The sequence below is a fragment of the Elusimicrobiota bacterium genome (genome assembly GCA_026388075.1).
Lineage (GTDB): Bacteria > Elusimicrobiota > Endomicrobiia > Endomicrobiales > JAPLKN01 > JAPLKN01.
This window is the reverse complement of the sequence record JAPLKN010000068.1, coordinates 1-24,104: the sequence shown is the minus strand read 5'-3', so window position 1 is coordinate 24,104 and position 24,104 is coordinate 1. Positions and strand designations below refer to the sequence as shown.

Below are 24,104 nucleotides of genomic sequence, written 5' to 3'. Positions count from 1 at the left end.
GGCGGTTCCTTGGGCTCAACCGTGTCTAAAGTGTTCTGATTAATTTCAGGATAGCTTTCTTAAGTCTGATTAGCTGGGGAACCGCTGCCCGATTTTATCATGCAGTCCGCCTTGTGCGGAGCTGCCAATAGGTGACTGAAGTCCGGATTTTCCGGAGCTTCTTTTGATAACAAAACGGGCAACTGGATTAAGATTTTATATTGTCTTTAATAAAGTGAGGAATCACCAACGGGATTATTTTGTCTTTACTTGACAAAAACCTAAATAGGTGACACGGAAAGGCGGAAAGGTGGGAAGAAAATAGACTTCTGTCCTTGTCTGTTTTTATGAAATAGAAGATAGTCTTGACAATGATTACACTATATGTTAACATCTATGTGCATAGTTAACTAATGTTAATGTGTAGCTTAATAGTTAACATAATAATAAGCCTTGATTAATCAATGCTTATTTTGGAGATAATGAAATGGATAAAAAGTATTATACTATACCAGAATATGCGAAAATACTTGGACTAAGCCGTATCAGCGTTTACCAAAGGGTAAAAAAAGGCCAGATAAAGGCACATCGGGCCGGGAAAATGTATTTAATCCCTAAAGCTGAAACAGAGGTTGACAAAAAGATGGTTGACGAGGCGGTCAAAAAAACCGTCAAAGATTACGGTGAAGTCTTAAAAAAACTCGGTAATGAATAAATGAATATCAAGTTTATCACGGTTCAAGAAGTTGAATATATAGCTGTCAGTTTAGCTCAGAAGTGGATGACTTTTAACGAACCAATTCCTCACCATTCCACGCGGTTTCCTAACCGGCTGGAAAGTTGCATTCTTACGCCGCAACAGAGTTTCGGCGGAGAAGGCCTTTACAAGGGATTGGTAGGAAAAGCAAGTATGCTTTTTTATTTGATGAATAAAAACCATCCTTTTCAGAACGGGAATAAACGAATTGCAATGACTTCCCTCATGCTTCTTTTGTATAAAAACAATTATTGGATAAAAGTGGATAATGAAGCTTTATACAAATTTGCAATGTGGGTTGTCCAAAGCCCCAATGAAGCAAAAAATGAAACTGAGAAAGCAATAAAAAATTTTATTGGGAAATATTTAATAAAAATTCCGCCGCGTATTGAAAATTTGAAAAGTGAAAATGAAGAGCAAATGAAAAGGAATGCCGAACAGGAGGCTTATCGCAGAGAAGGAAAAGAGATCAATAAATAAGTGCCTGCGACTTCCTTAAAGTTCTTAAATGGAGTCCCGCCGTGGCGGGGTCCTTTACATACAAGGCAGTAAAGTTAATTCCGTCCCCGAAGTTCCGGGGGCAAGGAGGTGATAGGAATGGCAAAAAAGAAAAAAGGCAAAAAAAAAGCAGCGAAGAAGAGAAGAAGATAAACGTAGTAACCCAAGTGGAAGCTGTTGGGCGTGATTTACGTTCAACAACTTCCACTCGCAGTACCATTTAATATTAATTGAAAGCACGTTCCATTTTTGATAAAATCTTATCGTAAAAAGATAAATTTGGGAGTGATTTACCCTTCCTCAAGTAATCCCGGAATATTTTCGGGATAAAATTTCAGGGTATCCGCCGAAGCTATATCATCAATGCGGTGAATAACTGCGTTTTTTGATGATATGTCTAGCATAGGCGGACAGATTTGCTCACCAAAAATACCTCATTCGTTTTTCAATCCAAACTTACCTGTCGAAAAGGCACATGCGAATTTAATTAGTGAAGTTAGAGAAACTTGATGCGATAGCTAAATGATTAATTTACTTAAGGAGATTTCAACTTATATGACCAATATTCTAATGTTGCTTGCAACATCCTTGATGGCGTTGTTCACATATCTTTTATGGAAAGAATCGAACAAGCAGCGCATAGCACTTCAAAGGCCATATTTAGTGCCAACCCGCATAGTAAAAACCATTGACGCTTCAAATTCGTTGTTTACTGCTAATTTCGACTATCCACCGACAGGCGATTATAAGTTTGGTTCAGTTTTTTATTCAGGAGTTAAGAATATAGGAACAGGTTCTGCATATCATGTAAAGATCATTCGTTTCAAATCATTCAAAGATACTGAGATTTCTGCCAGAGTTGGCTTTGTTGATATTGCCCCAAAAGAGACTATTCCTTTAGTGATAAGATTTGGATACAATGAAAAAACGGATTTGTATTATGCGACACATCAGGTATTGATTAGTTATTTCGATAGTTTGGGCAAACAATATTACCTGAACCTTGATATTTGGCTAAGGGAGAGTGAAAAAAGTTCGTTTTCAAATGCAGTAATCGTGCGCTATTCAGATTGCGAAGAGGATTTTGAAGAAATTCCTGTAACAGTTTCTCGTTTTATGGAATGGAAAGGTTATTTTGAAATAGAAAGCATTAAAGAAAAAGAAAAAATATAAAAGATGAATCTGATCAACTAATAACAAATATGGTGGACGTTTAAAATAATCTTGTCACAAAATCTGACAAAACAATATGCCTAAAAGACCTAAAAGTCATCAACTTGAAGAAAAAAGCTGGGTTGCTCTATATCAGGCAATTCCATCGTCTTGGCACCTAAGAAATCCTGGAAAAGACTATGGATTGGATGGTCTGATCGAGATATATGACGACCATGACAATTCCACTGGTTTAATGTTTTTTGTCCAATTAAAAGCAACTGACAAAAAGAAATTAGGACCTGTCAGGTATCCATTTGAGATTGAGACTATAAAATATTATAAATCATTGCCCATGCCTGTTTTAATTGTGAGATATATATCGAATACTAATGAATTATATTATTTATGGACTCACAATATCGATTTGTATTATGCGAAAGACAGTAAAAAGACGATTGCTATACATTTTAAAGATAAGTGGTCAGAAGGAACAGCAGAAATTATTAAGAATCAAATAGTCGCTATACGGCAGTATTCATCTTCTTCGATTCCTCTTCCCATTTCTTTTCAATTATTTTTTCATAAAGAAAATCTATTTTCGACTCCAAGCGGCCTTATAGAATCGTCAATAAGAGATATATTAGCTAATAATAAAGAAACTACTATAAAAATATGTGGAACAACGAATATTGACCCAACGTTGCCCAAAATTGAGATAAGTGAGGATTTGGTATTTATTGATATTTTGGGAATTATGGGTAGTTCATTACACCTCGAGACCGAGGGAAGAAGTGACTATGCACTTTCGCTATTGCCCTATCAAATAATGATCGGAATCGCGGCTGCATTGGGCAGTAAAGGTCATTATGCGATTGCATCTGAATTATTCTCAAAATATTTAATTAAATCGCAATTTGATATTTCCAAAATTATTAAGTTATTAATAATATCCCTAAAGGAATCAAGAAGATACGATCTTGCTTTGAAACTATTTGATGACATAATTAATTCGGACATAAAGGATTTCGATCTTATTGAAACTACATTTTTTCAATTTTTGTTATTTGAGCTTGATTTAGGTACTGCGGAATTTACATCCTTTGAGAGACTATTTCTAATGGCAGTTGAGAAAGAAATAAAGTTGAAGAGATACCGTAAAATCGCAACATGGTATTACAGTTTTGCGAATAAAGTAAGACAAGGCAATCGAACGAGCAAGCACAAGGCGATATCATATTATTCTAAAGCAGCAAAGTATGATGGAAACTATAAAAAGAGAGACTATTTTTATTCGGAAATTGCAGGAATATTGTTTTTACTGGATAAATTTAATTGTTCTTCACAATTCTATAAAAAAGCATATGAATTGGGATGCGACAAATCTTTATTGGTTTTAAGAGCGGATGCGCTTATGTTTGCAGGCAATTATTTGGAATCTTATGAGTTGTTTGATGAATATGAAAAGAAAGTGGGTTGTGCTGACTCGGAATGGATACTTAAAAAGTGGGCTTTATCCAAAATAATAGAGAGGGGTAACATAAACAAGCAGAGTCGTAAAGTACTTGAGGCATTTGAACCGGCTGATATAACTAAGGTTCCAGAAGAAAAGGCTGAGGAAGCAATCAAAAAGTCATTAGGACTTGATTATTTTTGTGGATTGGCTTGGTTTAATATTGGAGTGGTTGAAAGTAAGAAAAAGAATTTTAAGGAAGCATTTACTGCATTTCTAATCGCAGGGTTATCACAACCGAATGATACCGAATCATGGGCAAATACAATTATATGTCTCATGAATAATAGGGATAATATGGAATTACTACCGCACATATTATCAGTGGCATATAAGATTAATGGAGAATCGTTTTATAGGTGTTTGTCAGATAAAATAAATAAACAGATTCAAATGTCGTCAGAAGAAAAATCTACTTTTGTAAATATTATTAATGAATGTCTTATCAAATTGTCAAAAGCAAATAAAGAATCCAGAATAATTAGATTGATAAACGAAGACGGTTCATATAAAATTATTGAATAATGCTCCAGTTTTTGACCCAGGAAGGAAATGTAGGGGACTTGAAAATGAAACAGAATGTATTTCAGACATATAAAACACTTATTGATCAAAAGCTGATTGATGAGCTAACCTTGCGATTTGGCAGACATGAGGATTGGATAAATTCCGGATGCGAAACTAATAAACGACCCGAAAACCCAATAAAGGAATATTTTCTGCTTGGAAAGCAAAATACAAAGGCGTATAATTATTATCGACATAAGTTATACTATTTTATAAGATGGGCTAGAAACTCGAGCAAATATATCGATGAGATTTCAGATTTGTTTAAAATAGCCAAAAAAAATGCAATAGAAATGGAGAAATTGGCAAGTTTTGTTAAAACGGAGGATATTCATAGAAAATTTAAAAATCAATTTCATAATAGTATTGAGATATTTGACGAAAATATTTCTAAAATTATAAATCACAAAATAATATATTTTTATCAACAGAAATATGAAATTGAATTTGTTCTCATATTTTTGTTTCAATTAATAAATATTATTATGAAAGGTTCCTATGATTCAGATTTAAATAAGTTCAGAGATACCAAAGGGAAATTAATAAAAGGTAAAATTATTGAAAATATAATTTCCGGTACAAAATCATTCCCTGAAATAAAGAAAATAATTGAAAAGGCTTATAACAAAGACCTTCGGAATACCATTGGCCATAATGAATATAGATTGAAAAATGAATGCGTATATTCAATGGACGGGAAAATAACAATATCCAAAGATAAATTTATGGAGAGCTTGTTTGTATTGCAGGAGATTCAAAACGCAGTCTTATGGCTAATATTTACTTATTTTGATGAGGACGACTTAAATGAAACTAAAAAGTGTGGCATTGTTAGTATAGGGTATAGCCCAAATGGAATGTCTCCCAAGATTTATCTATTTCAATTATGGCCTTTTTTTGAAATTAGTGATGCGAGTTGGATAGAAGAAGTTAGTATTAACGTTGAAAAAGAGCGCATGGAAACCAAAATATGGGATGGTTCAATTTTTACTGGAGAATATGATAAAGATATGCGGGAATGGGTTGAAACAGCAACAAAAAATAAAAATAATGTGGAAATAAGTCTAATAGCAGTATTACCAAACATCTTTCTTGGAGAAAACTTAATGCAAACGCCCGAATGGGGAGAATTTTTTATAACAAATGATATTTTAACTAGGCATATTAATATTTCTATTAATTAGAATCCGTGTCAGGCCCCCAAAAACAGTAATGAGTGATGAGTTCCCGCCCAAGGCGGGCAGGCACGAGTTTACGGGTTACGACAAAGACTGGATTCCCATTTTCACGGGAATGACAAGTGGATCTGAGATTGCTTCCCCTTCGACTTCGCTCAGGGTCGCAATGACAAAACTTTGGTTTTTTGTATCAGGCTGAAAGCTAACAGCTGATTGCTGATAGCTCAGTTTCACTTCGCCTTTCAAAACCCTGCCGAAAATACTAAAATAATCTAATCATAATTTTGGAAAATAGTAATAGGGGCAGTGTCGCCCCTGTAGTTCTCACTCCATTGAAGTTTCCTAACGGAAACTAAATGCAAGGACAGACGAGAACTAGGCACAGGGGCTCCGATTTAGTAAAATCTGAGCAAAAGTGAGGTTGTCGTGAAAAAAATGACTTTGGGATTAATTATAATGCCGTTTCTGCTGTGCGCTTCTTGTGTTCGCTATGGTGTCAGAACAGTTCAAGAGCCGGCAGAAGTTAAAAGCATCTGGACTGCGCCGGAGCCCGAATGGATTTTTTACAAGCCCAGAATACTTTCTTCGGTTGAAGAGGCCGTGGCAAACGTCAAAAATATTCAGAACAGGTTAATGTTTGAAGGGATGGTCCCAAGCGAGCTCGATATCGACAAATACGGCTTAAGAGCCAAGCTGAAATGGGTTACCACGCAAAAAGGGGAAAGAGTAACCTCTACTACAGGCGGTTTCTGGTACGGCTGGAGCTGGATAAGTACCGCAAGCAGCACAATCGAACCCTGGACTAAAGAAACTCCGCAGGAAAAACTTGTGATAATACCTTTTAAGGATGTTGTAAAGATACAGTTTCTGGTGGATATCTGGGTAGATGTGTGGATGAATCACGGCGGGACCTGGGAAGAATTAGTTATAAAAACTAAAGATAAAGGCGCGGCAAAAGACCTTATCGACGCGCTGTACACTCTCAAGGAAATGGCAACCGGGATAAAAACGGAATTCTATCCCATGCTGGGCATGAGCGTTGCGGAACTAACCGGAAAGCAAAAGGAAGCGCTTGGAATAACCGGCGGCATGCTTGTATTGGGCGTCGGAGAAGGCGGCCCTGCCTTTCTCGCGGGGATCAAATATCCCGACGTAATTACCGAAGTTAACGGAGAACAAGTCTCAGGCAAGGATGATGGTTTAAGTAAAGTTAAGGGAAGCCCTGCGGCGGTAAAGCTGAAAGTGATAAAATGGGCCGCGGATGAAAAATACACACGCGGAGCGCCCAAGCCCAAAGGCATTACTAAGGATGGGGGTAGAACCACTACCTATAACTACGCCGAGTACGAGGCATGGAAGCTACAAAAACCGCACCTGCCAACCCTTGATAGATCAAATATCAGGGTTGTTGAAATAACTATTGAAAAGAGATAGTAGGGTTGCTGAGGCAAGGAGAATTTTGTGGGACTATTATCACTTCTGCAGTCTAATCCGGCCGTGTTCCTTATACTGGCTTTTTTGCTTTTATATTCCGTCATTTTCCACGAGGTCGCTCACGGCTGGTCGGCATACCTATTTGGTGACGACACGGCATACCGTTACGGCCGGCTTACGCTGAACCCGATCTCGCACATTGATCCGATAGGCGCTATTATGCTCCTTTTAGTCGGGTTCGGTTGGGCGAAACCGGTGCCGGTGAATTATGATAATCTGAGCAACACCAGGCTGGGCTTGTTTGTCGTAGCTCTGGCGGGGTGCGCGGCGAACATCCTTATAGCCATTATCGCAATGTTTCTGCTGCAACTGAGCGTGGTGGCTTCGAACCCCGCGTTATCGGCTATCCTTCAACTGCTCGCGAAGATCAACGTTATCCTGGGAGCCTTCAACCTGATCCCGATACCCCCGCTGGACGGCTCAAAAGTCGTAATGAGTTTTCTGCCGGAAGAAGCGCAGCAAAACCTGGCCCGGCTTGAGCCGTACGGCTTTTATATTTTGATATTTTTGCTTTTCACGGGAATGCTCAATCCGGTGATAGTGTTCATGATGAATCTGGTGGATGGTTTTATCTCTCTTTTGCTCGGCTTATTTCATTAACATTCGGAGGAATTTATGGCTAAAGTAATAATAATCGGCGCGGCTATGGCACCATAGACTTAGAGGAACGATCTATGAATGAGACAAATTCAGATTTTGCGATTTATCCGAGTAAAACGAAGATGCTTTTATCTGCATTATTTTTCTTTGTGTTTGGCATAATTTTTTTCAGGTATATTATTTATAATGAACGACTGCAAGAGATCAGCCCTTTGCTTTCTTGGCTGGGGTGGTTTGTGCTTCTAGTAAATATTTTTATTGCCATAGCATTAGTTAGTTCAGCATTAAAGCATAAACCGCTTTTAAAAATAAACAATAAGGGGTTGACTTATAATGACTTTTTTAGAGGCAGGGGAAGTATTTTATGGGATCAAGTGACTGCTTTAGGAATCATAAAAAATGGTAAAAGCAAAGAACTCGCAATAATTCCTAAAAAGGATATTTTTAGAGATAAGCGCAAAAATAAAATTCTCATTTATCTTTTCTTTGCTTCAAAAAAAGATCCAGAAATTATTGTTCAAGAGATAAATAAGTATTTTCCGTTAACGATAAAAGAAGTGCCAATAGAATCTCTCGACTTGTCGTTTCCGCAAGGCTATATGGTAGTGGCAGCATTTGCAGCCTTTATGCTGTGCGGCTTGTTGATTCATAGCATATGGGGGGTGGTATTAGGAGTATCTATTGCATTGATATGTATCATTCCATTAATCATAAGAGATCTAAAAATAGTATCGAATATTGGCAATAGGAACAAAGCTATTGAGGAATTGGATACATCTGACCAGAAGAATATGGAAACATTGCTTAAAAAAACAATAAAATAAAAGAATAGGGCTACGTTTTCGAATACTAAAGTAACCTTAAACACAGTTTGGGTACCCCGCTTGATTCTTCCCCTATGATTTCTCCGAAATCAAGACATAGGGGCAAGTCAGAATCAATACAGCGGGGGCGCATTCGCGGCTTTAAAAACCTTTCCGAAAATACTAAAATAATCTCTAAGTTGTTCGAGCTTACTACTAATCACAGTCTTTAATCTTCGGAGGAATTTATGGCCAAAGTAATAATAATCGGCGCGGGCATCGGCGGGCTTACCGCCGGAAATCTTCTTTTAAAAAAGGGCCATAAGGTTACTATTTTTGAATCCCACTTGCTTCCAGGCGGGTATGTAGCGGGATTCAAGAAAAACGGCTTCTATTTTGAAAGCGGCACGCTTGCCTTTGAGAGTTCTGCACAGATATTCAAGGTAATGAAAGAGATCGGCGTTTACGACAAGGTTAAGTTTGTACGCTACTTTATGGCCATAAAGACAGACAAATTCTATGCCGCGCCACAGACTTACGAAGAATTCAAACAAGCGTTCCTGGAAGGCTATCCCGCATACAGCGCAGAACTGAAAAATTATTTTAGAAAGACTGACTTTATGTATTCAACTTTTGAGGAGTTGATGTCAGGAAACAAGGGTTTTCCCCAAAATATTCTCCTCATTCCCGCTATATTCAAATTGATCTATCTATACATCAAATACTCAAAAATGAAGCTTGGCGAATTTACGGCCCAGGGAGTAGGATACCGAAACAGTCTCTACAGGGCTTTAAGGTCTTTGGGATATCCCGAGATGCCGGTGTTTTTTCTGGGAGGAATGCTGGCGGGATTATTTCTTGACTACTGGCACGTTGAAGACGGAATGCAGTCGTGGGCGGACGCTCTGGCAGACAACTTCAGGAAGCTTGGCGGAGAACTAAACCTCGGAAAGAAAGTGGATAAGATCATCACCGAAAATCGCAAAGTTGCCGGTGTTAGCGCCGGGGGACATTCAATTGAGGCGGATTATGTAATTTCCGCAATGGATTATAAAAAAACTTTCCTTCAACTCCTTGACGACAAGTCGCTTTTGCGCAAGCGTTTTGTGGAAAAAATTCAGAAGAGCGCGGTTTCGGAAGGTTTCGTTACGGTATATCTGGGGCTTTCTATTTCAAACGCGGAACTCGCGAAATATATGAAACTGCCTCACGTCGCAATAATGGATGAACAAGAAGGCGCGGAAAAGCTGGACCCTTCCGATCAGAAATATTTTGAAAAGGCCGGAGTAACTCTTTTTTCGCCTTCCCAGAACAATTCTAAGCTTGCTCCTGAAGGGAAATCGTCGCTTATGATCCAAGCCATCGCTCCCTTTCATTGGCAAGACAACTGGGGAGGGGGGAACAAGTCAAAATATATGCTGTTAAAGGAATTAGTAAAGATTGCGCTTATCAAGAAGGCAACGGAAGTGATACCGGGACTTGATAAGTTTATTGAGTTCAGCGATATGGCGACGCCCCTGACGTATGAGCGTTATACGGGAAACACAGACGGCGCGACCTCCGCCTGGAGCTGGAATCCCGAAAAGAAATTTTACAAAAGCGCTATCAGCACAAATATAGAAACACCGATAAAAAACCTATTTATCGGGTCCTGCTGGGCAAGCCAGATAGGCGGCGTTCCCGGCGCAGTTATGGCCGGCGTAAAATGCGCCAAAAAAATACATGGCATAGAAGAATCTAAATTAGTCCTGAAACGCGACCATTCAAAATAAAGGCAGTCAACTTTCCAGCTTGTCCTTTACTATATCTTCAATTTTTGGTCCTCCTGCACTAACATTTCATCAATAAACACAGCTATCCGCTGTATTGATGCCGCAACTTCGCAGGACAAGTCGGCGGACAGGCAGCCGTATTGATGAAATAGTTTCGGAGGACTCACTTTAAGGTTGCGCAATATCTCGTTTGCTAAATATTCGTTGCAAAGAAAAAAGTCCTTTACTATATCTTCAATTTTTGGTAAATTATATTTCATTCTTTTATAAATAAAATTTAATAATAAAGGACATTTAAATGCAAAGAACTGACTATTGCGGGAAATTTAGCGCTAAAGACATCGGGAAAAAAGTGGCTGTTTTCGGCTGGGTGCATTCACGAAGGGATCACGGGGGAGTAATCTTTATAGACCTCAGGGACCGCGAAGGGCTTTTACAGGTGGTTTTCCAACCGGAAAAGAAAGAAATATTTGCCCAGGCAGAAAAGCTAAGAAGCGAGTTTGTACTAAAAGTAGTAGGCACGATCCGAAAAAGGCCTGCCGGCACTGAAAATCCAAATCTTCCTACCGGCGAAGTAGAAGTTGTAACCGAAGAACTAGAAATAATAAACCAGTGTCCCGGGCTTCCTTTTGAAATATCCGATTATACCGAAACTTCCGAAGAGATGCGTTTGAAATATCGCTACCTTGCATCGCGTCTAAACCCCGGAACATTTTACGCTTTACCCCAGTCGCCTCAGCTTTTCAAACAGATACATATGGTTGCCGGATTTGATAAATATTTTCAGATGGCAAAATGTTTCCGCGACGAAGACTTAAGAGCCGACCGCCAACCTGAATTTACGCAAGTTGACCTTGAAATGTCTTTTGTTGAAGAAAAAGATGTTATGTCCGTTATTGAAGGGCTTATTTCAGGCGTTTTTAAAAATGTTTTAGGAAAAGAAATTAAAACGCCGTTTACAAGAATGCCCTATGCCGAAGCGATGCTAAAGTACGGATCGGACAAGCCGGATACAAGGTTTGATTTTAAGATAGTCGATTTTACCGAAGAATTAAAAAACTGCGGATTTAAGGTGTTTAAAGAGGCTATAGAAAAAGGCGGAGTGGTGCGAGGGCTGTGCGTTAAGGGAGGCGAAAAGTTTTCGCGTTCTGAAATTGACGCTCTTACCGTTTTTGTGGGTGAATTCGGAGCAAAAGGCCTTGCCTGGATGAAAATAACTGATAAAGGGCCGGAATCAAATATCGTAAAGTTTTTTTCTGCCCAGGACCTTCAGACAATACAAAAAAAGTTCATCTCGCAAACGGGCGACCTGCTGCTATTTTTAGCGGATGTCCCGGAAGTTGTTGCCCAGGGGCTTGGCGCGCTTCGCTTAAAAATCGGCAAACAGCAGAATTTAATTGATAAAGAAAAGTTTGAATTTTTGTGGGTAGTGGATTTTCCTCTGCTTGACTGGGACAAAGAGGACAAAAAGTGGGTTGCGATGCATCATCCGTTTACTTCGCCCAAACTTGAAGATATATCTTTGCTTGAGAGTTCAGATAACAATACCATAAAAAAAGCGCGCGCCAGGGCATACGATATTGTTTTAAACGGAGTGGAACTTGGCGGCGGATCAATAAGAATACACCAGGAAAAAGTGCAGGAAAAAATGTTTTCCGTGCTTAACATAACAAAAGAGGACGCAAAGAAAAAATTCGGATTTCTTTTGGACGCGCTTTCGTTTGGCGCGCCGCCACACGGAGGGATCGCACTTGGCTTGGACAGGTTCTGCGCACTTCTTTTAGGCGAGGAATCCATTCGTGAAGTAATAACATTTCCAAAAACGCAAAAAGCAGTATGCCCGATGTCGGGAGCGCCGGATGTGGTTGCTGATAAACAGCTTAAAGAGCTCGGCATTCAAGTTAAATCCAAAATGCCGCCGCCTGCAACAGGCCCCGCTCCGGATAGAATAGCGAGGGAGAAATAACGCGACCGGTGACCGGAAACCAGCGACCAGTAAAGGCAAGAGCTTTGACTGGTAACTGGTGGCCCTCGGTCCATAGATCCTCGGACTCATAGAGTCCTATGGACTCGAGAGCCTATGGGTCGAGGACAGGTTGCTGGTAACAGGTGTTAAAAATGGTAACGAAAAAAATATATTTAAAAAGTCCCGATGAAGTAATTCATCTTTTGGGCCAGCAGGATGAAAATTTAAGGCGGATTGAAGGAAAATACGGAGTGCAGGTTTTTGTCCGCCAGGGGGGCTCAACCGGCGATTTTTCTGTTGTTGTTCGGGGTTCCGGTTCAAAAGTTGATAAAGCTATTGGCGAAATAGAAAGCGCCAGGGAACAAAGGGTTGAAACCGTAAATGTTGAAAAAGCAACAGCCAAACACAGCAAAGGGGCCAATTTAGGGGATTCCTTATACATAACTTTTCAAGGGAAGCACATTAAACCCCGTTCCGAAATGCAGGAAAAGTATATCGGCGCATTTACAGATTACGATTTAGTTATAGGGATAGGCCCGGCAGGAACAGGCAAAACTTTTCTAGCGGTTGCCTGCGCTTTAAGAGCTCTTCAAATGGGAGAAGTTTCTAGAATTGTTATAACTCGGCCGGTAGTTGAGGCAGGCGAGCGGCTGGGCTTTTTGCCCGGGGACCTTTATGAAAAAATTAATCCTTACTTAAAACCGCTTAACGATGCTTTTTATACGATGCTCGGCCCTGAAAAGTTCCGTTATTTCCGAGAAGAAGAAACGGTTGAAATTGTTCCTTTGGCTTATATGAGAGGAAGAACAATAGACGATGCTTTTATTATTCTTGATGAAGCTCAAAATACTACCCCTGAGCAGATGAAAATGTTTTTAACGCGTCTTGGGTGCGGTTCTAAGGCTATGATTACGGGTGATATTACGCAAATTGACCTTGATTCAAAAATAAGGTCAGGCCTTGTAGTGGCTGAAAAAATTTTAGGCAGCGTTCCCGGGATAAAATTTATTCATTTTTCAAAAGAAGACGTTGTAAGGCACGATTTAGTGAAAAAAATTATTGAAGCATACGAAACCTGGGACAAAAGGGATGAGAGATGAAGCCACTCTCACCCTCACCTTTCATCCTCTCCCCTCGAGGGAGAGGTTTTGGACCCTTAGGATTTACTCCTAAGGGAAGAGGAAAGAGGTGAGGGGGGCAGATATAAATTTCAAATTCTGTATATCGTCAAGTAATACTGTTTAATTTGGACATGAATGAAGGCGGATAAAAACTTATGAATTGGCGAGCACCTGTTAAAAAGGTTTTGGAAAAAATCCTGAAAACGCTGGAAAAATCTCCTCAGAAAAAAGCCGTGACCAGGAATAAGGAAAATATTCTCAATAAGGAAATAAAACTTCCGCCTTATCTTGTTTCAACGGTTAGTATCATCGTTTTTTTTCTGGTATTGCTATTTGAAATAGGTTTTTCCTGGACAAATATTATCGGACTTGTAATCTTTATCGGAATAATTTTTGTTTTTTTCGTGCTTTACTTGACAAAGGTAGAAAAAGACATTGTAAATGATTCGGAATCCATAATACTCTTGGGTGTTATTTTCGTAAGCGCCATTTTATTAATGGAGCTTTTTAAAGAATGGCTTTCACCTATAGCAACGCCGGTCGCGGCTTTTGCTGTTTTAGTCGGGCTGCTTATTTCTATTCGCCTGGCGATCATTTCAGGAATAATTTTAAGCCTTATTTTGGCAGTTTTGAATAATTTCAGCTTTGAATATTTCTTAATTCATCTGATAAGCTCTGTAACAGGCATAGTTTTTATTTCAACCATAAGGAACCGAGGCAATATTATAAAGCTTGGTTTAAAAATAACGGCAGCGAATGTGCTTGCCGTTATGATAATACATTTATTCAAGCTCTGGCCCGTAATTACGCTCGGAATAAACATCGGTTGGGGAATTTTGGGCGGGTTTACTTGTGCGATACTGATTTTGGTTACTCTTCCGTACCTTGAGATATTTTTTTCGCGCGTAACCAACATAAAATTACTAGAACTTGCCGATTTTAACCAGCCTCTTTTAAAACAGCTTATGGTTGAAGCGCCGGGAACCTACCATCATTCGCTTATCACTGCGTCTATGGCTGAACAGGCAGCAGGAGCAATCGGCGAAGACTCCCTTTTAGCCAGGGTCGGCGCTTATTATCACGATGTCGGCAAGCTTTCTCATCCTGAATATTTTATTGAAAACCAAGAAGTAGGCGAAAATCCTCACACTACCCTGACGCCGCCGATGTCGGGACTGATCATTTCGTCGCACGTAAAAGAAGGAGTTGCCCTTGCTAAACAATATAAACTTGACAAGGCAATTGTTGACTGCATTCAGGAACATCACGGCACGTCTTTAATGCACTATTTTTATCATCGGGCGGTTGAACAAAGCCCGGAAACAAAGAATGAAACTTTTCGCTATCCGGGGCCAAAGCCGAGAAGCAAGGTGACCGCAATTTTAATGATTGCCGATGCCGTTGAAGCATCTTCAAGGACTTTGGAAGATCATTCGGCGGGCAAGCTAAAGGATGCGGTTGAAAAAGTTATTAATAATAAATTTATTGACGGGCAGTTTTCGGAATGCCCGATAACTCTGCATGACCTTAGTACTATCGCCGAAAGCATGGTATTAACGCTCGGCGGGATATATCACGCCAGAATTAAATATAAGGATACCCCAGATTTACACAAAAAACAAGATTAATTATTTCGGTTTTTCAAAAAAAGTTGTTCCCTGGCTTTTGAAAGCCGGAAAATTAACTTTGTCAAAAGCAAAAATCGTCTCAGCAAACATCAATGTTGTTTTGGTTTCGGATGCAAAAATAAAGATCCTGAACAAAAATTTTAGAAAAGTAAACCGGATTACAGACATAATTTCATTTAAGCTGAGTTCGTCCCCGCTTGAGGGGGACATTTACATAGCTGAACAAAGATCAAAAAAGCAGGCAGTGCAATTTAATCACGATTGGAAAAAGGAACTTTCTTATCTCGTTATACACGGAATACTTCATCTTTTGGATTATAAGGATTATACACCCAAAGACAGGCTAAAAATGTTTGCAAAACAGGATAAAATATTCGCTGACCTTCATACAGGTAATGGAACTTTGGAGACACATATATGAAACATATGCAAGGAGAAAGGAGCGCGGTGTGCCCGCAGCGGCACATAAGCGACGAACGACGCAGCAAATGTCCAGAGATGCGTCTCCCCGAAGGGGTTGGGCGCTTTTTGGCTGCAACTTTAGAATATTTTTCTAACGTAGCACTGCGGCTACGCTGCGAAAAATATTCCTTTGTTTCGCACAAAAATCGCCTCAGCCAAAATTTCATTACCTGTATGAAGGTCAGCATATGCTTATTTTCTTAGGATTGCTCGCGCTCGTTTTTTTGTTCTTGCTTTCCGCTTTCTGGTCAGCATCCGAGACAGCTATTACAAGACTATCAAAATACAAGATAAAAAAACTGATAGCGATAAACAAATCGCTTTCTGCTCCCCTTGAAAGATGGCTTCATTCCCCTTATTATCTTCTAACAACTATCCTTGTAGGCAATACCGTTACAAATTTTACGGCCGGCTTCGTTTCAACTCTTATAATGATTCAGATTTTTAGTTTTTTAGACAGGTCTGTAGTAGAATTTTCTACATGGCTTATTACAACCACATTTCTAATAGTATTTTCCGAGCTGACTCCCAAAATATACGCAAGGCTAAATCCTGAGAAAATGACCATTATTTCGTTGCCGATATTACATCAAATTGAGCATATAACACGACCTTTTATTTATCCATTTAAGAAAATAGTGCGCTTTTTATTCCCTAGAACGGATATTCTTCCGCCAATCGGCAGACTTGCGTATTTAAGCCTAGGAGAGGTCAAGACTTTGATTTCCGAGGCTACTCATGCCGGGATGCTGGGAAAAGAAACGACGCAGATGCTGGAAAGAGTAATTAATCTCGGGAATTTAAATGTTGAAAAAATTATGAGGCCGGTTGATAAGATTGAGTCCGTTAAATTTGACGAAGACGAGGAAATGTTTTTAGATCTTGCAGTTGAAACCGGGCGGAGCAGGGTTCCTGTGCATGGTAATAAAATAGATGAAATAATAGGATTTGTCTACACAAAAGATGTGCTTTGGGCGTGGAGAAATAATAAAGGTAAATTTTCAAAAGATTTTATACGCCCGCCGTATTTTATAAGCAAAGACAAAAAAGTCCATGATTTGCTTAAGGAGTTCCAGTCCGGGCAGACGCACATGGCGTTTGTTGAGGATTCTTTAGGAAATTTGCTGGGATTAGTTACGCTGGAAGATATTCTGGAAGAAATAGTGGGCGAAATATTAAGCGAATGCGAATTAAATATTGAAAATGAAACTGAGTGCGAGTTAAAAAAGGACATTAAACAGCAATGATTTTTATAATAATAAAATTCATTATTTTATTTCTGCTGATATGCTTTTCGGCGTTTTTTGCAGGGACGGAAACGGCATTAACAAGCCTTTCTTCCATTTCCTTGAGACAGCTTAAGGAAAGATTTGCCGGCTTGAGGGAGCAATTCGAGTTTTGGGAAAGACGGCCTAATGATATTATATCAACACTTCTTGCGGGCAATAACCTTGTTAGTATAGGCGCCAGCGTGCTGGCGACTTCATTATCGTTGGATTTCATAGATATTTTGGGATTTCAAAGAGAAATTATTCTTGTGGTATTTCCCGTTTCAATAACACTAGTGATACTCTTTTTTGGCGAGATAATACCAAAAATATCCGCAAGATACATGCCTGGAAAAGTGGCAATTTGGGGAATGCCTTTAATTTTTATAATCAACAAGGGCTTTAAACCTGTTAACAGATTTTTGCTTTCAATTTCAGAGAATATTTTAGGCATTTTTGGGCAGAAAGTTCTTAATGAAGACACATTTTTGAAACCCGAAGAATTAAAATTTCTGCTTTCTTCAAAAGATATCCTTCCTCTGCCTGATAGTGCGAGGCATATGATAAAAAATATTCTTGATTTCGGGAAAACAAGGATTAGCCAGGTTATGGTGCCGAAAAGCGAGATACAAGCGGTGGACCTTAATCAAGATAAAGATAAAATAATTGAGCAGATTATTGATAAAGAATATTCACGGATTCCCGTATATAGAGGAAATATTGACAATATTGCAGGAATTATTTATAGTAGGGATCTCGCCCTTGCTTGGAGAAACGGTTCTTTGTTTTTAATTGAGGATCTGATAAGGCCCGCAACATTTGTTCCTGAAACAGCGTACATAGACCGTGTTTTAAAAGATTTTAAAACTTCACATAATCATATGGCATTGGTTGTGGACGAATTTGGTTCAACCGTGGGACTCGTTACGATAGAAGACATTGTTGAGGAAGTTGTCGGTGAAATCTGGGATGAGTACGATATTCAGGAAAAACGGATAATATCTTTGCCTGACGGTTTTCATTTAATTAAAGGCGTTGAGTCATTAATGTACGTAAACAGCGAACTGAAACTTAATCTGCCGGCGGGTGATTTTAGCACTATAAACGGATGGGTTTTGGATTTATTCGGAAAAATTCCGAAACAGGGAGATACTATCCGATGGGACAATCTTTTAATTGAAATAGTTGATGCCGACAAGAAAAAAGTTTTGCGAATCCGATTAAAGAAATTGATATAAAAAACAAAGGCGTTCAAAAGTTCACTGGTTTATGTGTTTACGAGTTACGACAAAGGCATTTAACTTGTGGATATGGTTGGGTTGGCAAAGGTGCCAAAATGGCACCTTAAACAGAGGGGCTCGCATTGGCCGATAGCGGCAAAGCAAATCTTGTGCTGAACCTGATATTGAAAACAATATAGAGAGAGGAATGATGGCCAAGACACTAACCGTACAACAGATTGAAAGCAAGATTTATGTAATCCGCGGCAAAAAGGTGATGTTTGACAGGGATTTAGCAGAATTATATGAAGTCACAACGGGCAATTTAAACAAAGCTGTGCAGAGGAATATAGAACGCTTTCCTGCGGATTTCATGTTTCAATTAAACTCAGAAGAATATGAATCTTTAAGATTCCAAATTGGAATCTTAAAGAGAGGACAGCATTCCAAATATTTTCCGTATGCATTTACACAGGAGGGTGTGGCGATGCTTTCCGGAGTCTTGAGGAGTAAAAGAGCGGTGCTAGTTAATATTCAGATTATGCGGGCTTTCGTAAAATTGAGACAATTGCTCATGAGCAACCATGACCTTTGGCACAAGATTGAGGAAATGGAAAAGAAATATGACAACAACTTTAAAATCGTTTTTGATGCGCTCAGAAGTCTTCTTCTCTCCGGCCCGGATAAACCGCTAACGATAAAGGGTTTTACAAGAGAATAACCCAGCAAGACGGGGTCTTTACATTTAGCACGGATAAAAGACTATTTGGGGTCAGACCCTTGGAAATTTGCTTACCTGCATGTGGGGTCTGACCCCAAGCAGTAATAGAGCACGAGAATACGCAGTTGAGGTTGAAATGTATTACCACATAAAAGGCCTTGTTCTTAAATCGCAGATTTCCGCTGAGGCGGATAAAATAATAACTGTTTACACCCACGAGTGGGGTAAGATTTCTGCCGTTGTTCCGGGAGCAAAAAAGATAAAGGCAAAATTAGCCTGGGCGGCTGAACCGATAAGAGAAAACGAGTTTCTGGTATATGCAAAAAACGGTTATTTGAGGCCGAAAGTAACAGGCGCAAAAGCAATTAATAGTTTTACAAAACTTTTTTGTGACTGGCGCAGGTTTTCAATAGCTCAGTACTGTGCGGAAATCATGGATGTTTTAACCCCTTTTAACAGCGAGAATGCGCGCAAATACGAGCTTCTTTCAAGAACTTGGAATTTATTGGAAACATCAAAATATCCCTGGAGAATTTTTTCGGCGTTTGTCCTGCGGTTCTTGAATCTTTCGGGGTATAGTTTTACGGAGTTTTTGAAACGGAACAAGCACCTGGTAAATAATCCGGAACGAGAGCTGATAGGAAAACTTTCAAACATGCCCGGAGAAGACGTGGATAAGCTTTTTCCTTTGGAATCTCGTATCGAAACCAATATAAAACAGGCGATAGACAGCTATCTAAGCATGTATCTGCCGCGAAAACTTTGCTCAAAAGAATTTTGTGAAAAAATTATTGCGACAGAGTAAAAACAGCCAACGCGACCGGCGACCAGTGACCGGGAACGACGGGAAATATTTTTGAACTTTCGTTTTTACTGGTATCCGGTAGCCGGTTGCTGGTGGCGATTTTAAGGAAATCAAATGACTTTTCAAGAAATTATAATGACGCTTCAAAAATTTTGGGCCCGTCAAGGGTGCCTTATATGGCAGCCGTATGACCTTGAAAAAGGAGCAGGAACATTTAATCCCGCAACTTTTCTGAAATGCCTTGGCCCAAAGCCTTGGGCTGTAGCGTATGTTGAGCCGTCTCGCCGTCCTACCGACGGCAGATACGGGGAAAATCCTAACAGGCTTCAGCATTATTATCAGTATCAGGTTATCATTAAACCGGCCCCTTCGGATATACAAAAAACTTATCTGGCAAGCCTAAAAGCAATAGGGCTGGATCCTAAAAAACATGACATTCGTTTTGTTGAGGACGACTGGGAATCGCCAACTTTAGGCGCATGGGGACTCGGCTGGGAAGTTTGGCTGGACGGAATGGAAATAACCCAGTTTACATATTTTCAGCAGGTTGGAAGTATTGACCTTAATCCGATTTCGGTGGAAATTACATACGGCTTGGAACGGCTTGCCATGTATTCCCAGAAAAAAGACAGCGTTTATGATGTTATTTGGACGGACGGAATTACCTACGGGCAGGTTCATCTTGAGGACGAGAAACAATGGTCTCGTTACAATTTTGAGGAAGCGGATGTGGATCTATTGAAACGCCATTTTAATGATTGGGAAAAAGAAGCCAAAAGATTAATTGATAAGAAAATGGTGCTTCCTGCTTATGACGCAGTAATGAAATGCTCCCATTTGTTCAATCTTTTGGATGCTCGCGGGGCAATTTCCGTAACGGAAAGGACATTTTATATTGCGAAAGTCAGAAATCTTGCAAGGATAGTCGCAGAAAACTATATTCAGATGGAATCCGATCAAAAATAGGAAATATAAATGGTTAAAGATGCTTTATTAGAAATCGGTGTAGAAGAAATTCCCGCCTCATATTTAAATTCTGCTTTGGAGCAAATGAAAATACTTGCTGAAAAATTCTTAAGGGATAATCAGCTGGCTTTTTCTGACACAAAAGTATACGGTACTCCGCGCCGGTTAACTCTTGTCATTAAAGATGTGGCGGAAATAAGCGAAGACAGATGCGATGAGATACTGGGCCCGTCAGTTAAGGTTGGACGGGATGAAAAAAATAATTTTACTATGGCGGCAAAAGGATTTGCTTCAAAATATGGCGTTGAAACAGAAAAGCTAAAAGTTAAAAAGACGGACAAGGGCGAATATTTGTGCGTATTAAATAAAATTAACGGTGAAAAAGCCGAAAAGATTTTAGCCGAATGCTATTCATATGTTATAAAAACTTTAAATTTTCCTAAAAGCATGGTTTGGGAATCATCAAATTTCAGATTTGCGCGTCCGATAAGAAATTTAACAGCTTTATACGGCGAAAAAAAGATAAAAATTAAAGTTGCAAATGTTAAATCTGATAATATCACTTACGCCCTGCATTCTTCTGCTAATAAAAAAGTTGTTATAAGATCAGCTGAAAAATACATTGATTTACTGCGTAATGCTTGCGTTTTAGCCGATGCCCAGGAAAGGAAAAAAGTAATTGAAAAAATAATTGATTCCGCGTCAAAACGTGTAAAAGGGGAAGTGCTTAAGGACGAAAATCTTTTAGATGAGATAAATTGTCTTGTTGAACATCCTGTGGCTATAGTGGGAACATTTGATGAAAAATATTTGAAACTGCCTCATGAAATATTAACTAACTGCATGGCCAAAAAACAAAAATATTTTGCAATTTCTGATTCAAAAGGGAAATTGACTAATTATTTTCTTGGAATAAGAAACGGGATGTCTGAAAATAACGAAGTTGTGCGTGAAGGGTTTGAGAGAGTTCTAAAGGCAAGGCTTGACGATGCAGAGTTTTTCTTTCATAAAGATACAAAAAGTCCGCTTTCAGAAAAAGTGGAAAAATTGAAAGGGGTAGTTTTGCAGGAAAAGCTGGGCACTATATATGACAAAATATCGCGGGTAAAAGAAATAGCGAAGTATCTGGCACCTTTAATAGGCGTTAAAGCGGATGTTAAATCTATTGAAAAATCATGTGATTTGTCAAAAGCTGACCTGGTAACGGATATGGTTTTTGAATATCCCGAGCTTCAGGGTGTAGTAGGAAGAATTTATGCTCAAAAAGACGGTGAATCGGAACAAATATATCGCTCAATTGAAGAGCATTACTGGCCGATTAACGCAGAAAGCAAATTGCCGGCTACTGATTTAGGGATTCTTCTTTCAATTTCTGACAAAGTTGATACATTAATAGGTGATTTTTCCGCAGGACTAATCCCAACAGGTTCTTATGACCCATACGGGCTTCGCAGGATGGCGGTCGGAATATTAAGGATTTTGGAAAAAAATAGTTTTCATGTTTCTTTGAAAGAGCTTACTGAAAAAGCTTTTTCAATTCTGCCTGAAAAATTAAAACAGAACAAAGAAGCAATAGGCCAGCTTATGGATTTTTTCAGACAAAGGCTTGAAGGTGTTTTGGAAAATCAGGGTTTTGCATTTGATGAAATAAGGGCCGTTATTACACGAAGCTATGACGATGTTGTTGATGTGAAAAAGAGAATAAGCGCTCTTAAAACGATGAGGAGTAAAAGTGATTTTGAATCGTTAATGATTGCTTTTAGAAGAGCTTCAAATATACTTAAACAGGCCTCAAAGACAGGTGTCCAATTTTCTGAAAGCGTAGATGAAACTTTATTAAAAGAGGAATCCGAAAAAAGTTTATATGCGGACATAAAAAGGATTGAAACGGAATTAAAAGGCTTGTTAGAAAAAAAGGATTATCTGGAAGCGCTTCAAAAAATTGTTTTAATAAAAAAATCGCTGGATGATTTCTTTGAAAAAATATTAGTTATGGCGGATGATGTTAAAATCCGCTCAAATCGCCTTTCAATGCTTAACTATCTTTTAAAGCCTTTTTACAATATTTTGGATTTTTCGCTGATCCAGGGCATTGGGAAATAGGAACTTTTTCTGCTTGAAAAAGAAATGATGGTTAATGCAATTCATGTTCAAAAATAAAAATGTTTTAAATGCTTGACAAATTTATTTTAGTTTGGTAGAATACTGAAGAATAAAATTGAATGAATTGTTTCTTCGACGATAAATAAAGCTTTTTGAAATCCAATAAAAAATAATTTTTAAAAACATCATATAAATATTTGACAAATTTTTTTTAGTTTTATACAATTTCTGCTCTTTTCAGAAATGTGCGAAAAGTGCATAGGTTGTATTTTTCTCTGTAAATACAGGGATAAGTTCATTGAAAACAGTGTCTAGCTTTAAAGTTAGACCAAAATAACGCGTGCAGATAAACGCCCCGCGCTGCTTTCAGCAGCTCAGTTTTGCAGTGAGCAGTTACCAGTAATCAGTTATCAGTTAAGGAATTTATTTAGTTTAGACCTTAATTGGTCATTGGTTACTGTTAACTGTTCACTGTACGGACTGAGACGCCGAAGGCGGCGTAAGGGGCAAACAAAGGGTTCAAGTAATTTCTTTGTAGTAGTTTTTTAGTAATTAATAGAGCCAATAAAAGAACCTCTATAAATTTTTTTATGGAGAGTTTGATCCTGGCTCAGAGTGAACGCTGGCGGCGTGCTTAACACATGCAAGTTGAGCGAGTTTTAGCAGAACACCGCTAAGACTAGCGGCAGACGGGTGAGTAATGCGTGGGAAATCTTCCTTAAAGTGGGGAATACCCCCGAGAAATCGGGGTTAATACCCCATAAGACCACAACTCGGCATCGAAAAGGGGTAAAAGGAGCAATTCGCTTTAAGATGGTCCCACGTCCTATCAGCTAGTTGGTGAGGTAACGGCCCACCAAGGCTTCGACGGGTATCCGGCCTGAAAGGGTGAACGGACACACTGGAACTGAGACACGGTCCAGACTCCTACGGGAGGCAGCAGTGGGGAATTTTGGACAATGGGCGAAAGCCTGATCCAGCGACGCCGCGTGAAGGATCGCATGTAGGTGGTTAGACAAGTCTATGGTGAAATTTCCCGGCTTAACCGGGAAGGGCACATGGATACTATCTAGCTTGAGTGTGGGAGGGGTAGACGGAATTCCCGGTGTAGCGGTGAAATGCGTAGATATCGGGAGGAACACCCATGGCGAAAGCAGTCTACTGGCCCAATACTGACACTGAAGTGCGAAAGCTAGGGGAGCAAACAGGATTAGATACCCTTGTAGTCCTAGCTGTAAACGATGTTCACTAGATGTGGGAGGTATCGACCCCTTCCGCGTCGACGCTAACGCATTAAGTGAACCGCCTGGGGAGTACGGCCGCAAGGCTAAAACTCAAAGGAATTGACGGGGACCCGCACAAGCGGTGGAGCATGTGGTTTAATTCGATGCTAACCGAAGAACCTTACCGGGGCTTGACATCTAGCTGCATATACTAGAGATAGTATAGCCTTCGAGGGTGCTAGACAGGTGCTGCATGGTTGTCGTCAGCTCGTGTCGTGAGATGTTGGGTTAAGTCCCGCAACGAGCGC

Annotated in this window: 20 protein-coding genes and 1 rRNA gene; 20 read left to right on the top strand and 1 reads right to left on the bottom strand. The window is 39.4% G+C overall.

The window, feature by feature from the left end:
* Positions 1-466: 466 nt before the first annotated feature.
* From NT145_03775 to NT145_03735, 9 genes are all read left to right on the top strand, one after another.
* The gene (locus NT145_03775) at positions 467-694 is read left to right on the top strand and encodes a helix-turn-helix domain-containing protein (GenBank protein ID MCX5781811.1); all 228 of its coding nucleotides are present in this window, start codon (positions 467-469) and stop codon (positions 692-694) included.
* On the top strand, positions 695-1,216 hold the full coding sequence (locus NT145_03770) for a type II toxin-antitoxin system death-on-curing family toxin (GenBank protein ID MCX5781810.1): 522 nt from the start codon (positions 695-697) through the stop codon (positions 1,214-1,216).
* A gap of 540 nt (positions 1,217-1,756) precedes the next feature.
* Positions 1,757-2,407, top strand: a complete 651-nt coding sequence (locus NT145_03765) for a hypothetical protein (protein MCX5781809.1) — start codon at positions 1,757-1,759, stop codon at positions 2,405-2,407.
* Between the two features lie 76 nt (positions 2,408-2,483).
* Positions 2,484-4,424, top strand: a complete 1,941-nt coding sequence (locus NT145_03760; GenBank protein MCX5781808.1) for a DUF4365 domain-containing protein — start codon at positions 2,484-2,486, stop codon at positions 4,422-4,424.
* Positions 4,425-4,468: 44 nt separating this feature from the next.
* Positions 4,469-5,650, top strand: coding sequence for a hypothetical protein (locus NT145_03755; GenBank protein MCX5781807.1), 1,182 nt, complete (start codon positions 4,469-4,471; stop codon positions 5,648-5,650).
* A gap of 429 nt (positions 5,651-6,079) precedes the next feature.
* Positions 6,080-7,078: a PDZ domain-containing protein gene (locus NT145_03750; protein ID MCX5781806.1), complete on the top strand. Its 999-nt coding sequence runs from the start codon at positions 6,080-6,082 to the stop codon at positions 7,076-7,078.
* Positions 7,079-7,105: 27 nt separating this feature from the next.
* The gene (locus NT145_03745) at positions 7,106-7,738 is read left to right on the top strand and encodes a site-2 protease family protein (GenBank protein MCX5781805.1); all 633 of its coding nucleotides are present in this window, start codon (positions 7,106-7,108) and stop codon (positions 7,736-7,738) included.
* A 74-nt stretch (positions 7,739-7,812) separates the two neighbouring features.
* On the top strand, positions 7,813-8,562 hold the full coding sequence (locus NT145_03740; GenBank protein ID MCX5781804.1) for a hypothetical protein: 750 nt from the start codon (positions 7,813-7,815) through the stop codon (positions 8,560-8,562).
* Between the two features lie 227 nt (positions 8,563-8,789).
* The gene (locus tag NT145_03735; GenBank protein MCX5781803.1) at positions 8,790-10,313 is read left to right on the top strand and encodes an NAD(P)/FAD-dependent oxidoreductase; all 1,524 of its coding nucleotides are present in this window, start codon (positions 8,790-8,792) and stop codon (positions 10,311-10,313) included.
* A 29-nt stretch (positions 10,314-10,342) separates the two neighbouring features.
* Here the strand turns inward: NT145_03735 and NT145_03730 are convergent, their stop codons facing one another.
* Complete coding sequence (locus NT145_03730; protein MCX5781802.1) at positions 10,343-10,573, bottom strand: hypothetical protein; 231 nt, start codon at positions 10,571-10,573, stop codon at positions 10,343-10,345.
* A gap of 38 nt (positions 10,574-10,611) precedes the next feature.
* Here NT145_03730 and aspS point away from each other — a divergent pair, with 38 nt between their 5' ends.
* The 11 genes from aspS to NT145_03675 all read left to right on the top strand — a co-directional run.
* On the top strand, positions 10,612-12,279 hold the full coding sequence (aspS, locus tag NT145_03725) for an aspartate--tRNA ligase (GenBank protein MCX5781801.1): 1,668 nt from the start codon (positions 10,612-10,614) through the stop codon (positions 12,277-12,279).
* 152 nt (positions 12,280-12,431) lie between these two features.
* Positions 12,432-13,379, top strand: a complete 948-nt coding sequence (locus NT145_03720) for a PhoH family protein (protein ID MCX5781800.1) — start codon at positions 12,432-12,434, stop codon at positions 13,377-13,379.
* 176 nt (positions 13,380-13,555) lie between these two features.
* Positions 13,556-15,028, top strand: a complete 1,473-nt coding sequence (locus NT145_03715; GenBank protein ID MCX5781799.1) for an HDIG domain-containing protein — start codon at positions 13,556-13,558, stop codon at positions 15,026-15,028.
* Positions 15,029-15,065: 37 nt separating this feature from the next.
* On the top strand, positions 15,066-15,449 hold the full coding sequence (gene ybeY, locus NT145_03710) for an rRNA maturation RNase YbeY (protein ID MCX5781798.1): 384 nt from the start codon (positions 15,066-15,068) through the stop codon (positions 15,447-15,449).
* A 229-nt stretch (positions 15,450-15,678) separates the two neighbouring features.
* A complete protein-coding gene (locus NT145_03705; protein MCX5781797.1) occupies positions 15,679-16,737 on the top strand; it encodes a hemolysin family protein in 1,059 nt (352 codons plus the stop codon).
* Complete coding sequence (locus tag NT145_03700) at positions 16,734-17,996, top strand: hemolysin family protein (protein ID MCX5781796.1); 1,263 nt, start codon at positions 16,734-16,736, stop codon at positions 17,994-17,996. The genes NT145_03705 and NT145_03700 overlap by 4 nt, the downstream gene beginning before the upstream one ends.
* Positions 17,997-18,186: 190 nt before the next feature.
* A complete protein-coding gene (locus tag NT145_03695) occupies positions 18,187-18,699 on the top strand; it encodes an ORF6N domain-containing protein (GenBank protein MCX5781795.1) in 513 nt (170 codons plus the stop codon).
* A 79-nt stretch (positions 18,700-18,778) separates the two neighbouring features.
* The gene (gene recO, locus NT145_03690; protein ID MCX5781794.1) at positions 18,779-19,504 is read left to right on the top strand and encodes a DNA repair protein RecO; all 726 of its coding nucleotides are present in this window, start codon (positions 18,779-18,781) and stop codon (positions 19,502-19,504) included.
* A 114-nt stretch (positions 19,505-19,618) separates the two neighbouring features.
* Positions 19,619-20,470: a glycine--tRNA ligase subunit alpha gene (locus NT145_03685; protein ID MCX5781793.1), complete on the top strand. Its 852-nt coding sequence runs from the start codon at positions 19,619-19,621 to the stop codon at positions 20,468-20,470.
* 9 nt (positions 20,471-20,479) lie between these two features.
* Positions 20,480-22,573: a glycine--tRNA ligase subunit beta gene (glyS, locus tag NT145_03680; protein ID MCX5781792.1), complete on the top strand. Its 2,094-nt coding sequence runs from the start codon at positions 20,480-20,482 to the stop codon at positions 22,571-22,573.
* Between the two features lie 587 nt (positions 22,574-23,160).
* A 16S ribosomal RNA gene (locus NT145_03675) occupies positions 23,161-24,104 on the top strand; the annotation flags it as partial.

Bases quoted from the DNA above. Each gene is read 5' to 3' on its own strand.
- glyS (MCX5781792.1), top strand. From the start codon at position 20,480: ATGGTTAAAGATGCTTTATTAGAAATCGGTGTAGAAGAAATTCCCGCC.
- recO (MCX5781794.1), top strand. From the start codon at position 18,779: ATGTGGGGTCTGACCCCAAGCAGTAATAGAGCACGAGAATACGCAGTT.
- NT145_03735 (MCX5781803.1), top strand. From the start codon at position 8,790: ATGGCCAAAGTAATAATAATCGGCGCGGGCATCGGCGGGCTTACCGCC.
- aspS (MCX5781801.1), top strand. From the start codon at position 10,612: ATGCAAAGAACTGACTATTGCGGGAAATTTAGCGCTAAAGACATCGGG.
- NT145_03685 (MCX5781793.1), top strand. From the start codon at position 19,619: ATGACTTTTCAAGAAATTATAATGACGCTTCAAAAATTTTGGGCCCGT.
- NT145_03775 (MCX5781811.1), top strand. From the start codon at position 467: ATGGATAAAAAGTATTATACTATACCAGAATATGCGAAAATACTTGGA.
- NT145_03765 (MCX5781809.1), top strand. From the start codon at position 1,757: ATGATTAATTTACTTAAGGAGATTTCAACTTATATGACCAATATTCTA.
- NT145_03770 (MCX5781810.1), top strand. From the start codon at position 695: ATGAATATCAAGTTTATCACGGTTCAAGAAGTTGAATATATAGCTGTC.
- NT145_03730 (MCX5781802.1), bottom strand. From the start codon at position 10,573: ATGAAATATAATTTACCAAAAATTGAAGATATAGTAAAGGACTTTTTT.
- NT145_03705 (MCX5781797.1), top strand. From the start codon at position 15,679: ATGCTTATTTTCTTAGGATTGCTCGCGCTCGTTTTTTTGTTCTTGCTT.
- NT145_03760 (MCX5781808.1), top strand. From the start codon at position 2,484: ATGCCTAAAAGACCTAAAAGTCATCAACTTGAAGAAAAAAGCTGGGTT.
- NT145_03740 (MCX5781804.1), top strand. From the start codon at position 7,813: ATGAATGAGACAAATTCAGATTTTGCGATTTATCCGAGTAAAACGAAG.
- NT145_03715 (MCX5781799.1), top strand. From the start codon at position 13,556: ATGAATTGGCGAGCACCTGTTAAAAAGGTTTTGGAAAAAATCCTGAAA.
- NT145_03750 (MCX5781806.1), top strand. From the start codon at position 6,080: ATGACTTTGGGATTAATTATAATGCCGTTTCTGCTGTGCGCTTCTTGT.
- NT145_03700 (MCX5781796.1), top strand. From the start codon at position 16,734: ATGATTTTTATAATAATAAAATTCATTATTTTATTTCTGCTGATATGC.
- NT145_03720 (MCX5781800.1), top strand. From the start codon at position 12,432: ATGGTAACGAAAAAAATATATTTAAAAAGTCCCGATGAAGTAATTCAT.
- NT145_03755 (MCX5781807.1), top strand. From the start codon at position 4,469: ATGAAACAGAATGTATTTCAGACATATAAAACACTTATTGATCAAAAG.
- NT145_03695 (MCX5781795.1), top strand. From the start codon at position 18,187: ATGATGGCCAAGACACTAACCGTACAACAGATTGAAAGCAAGATTTAT.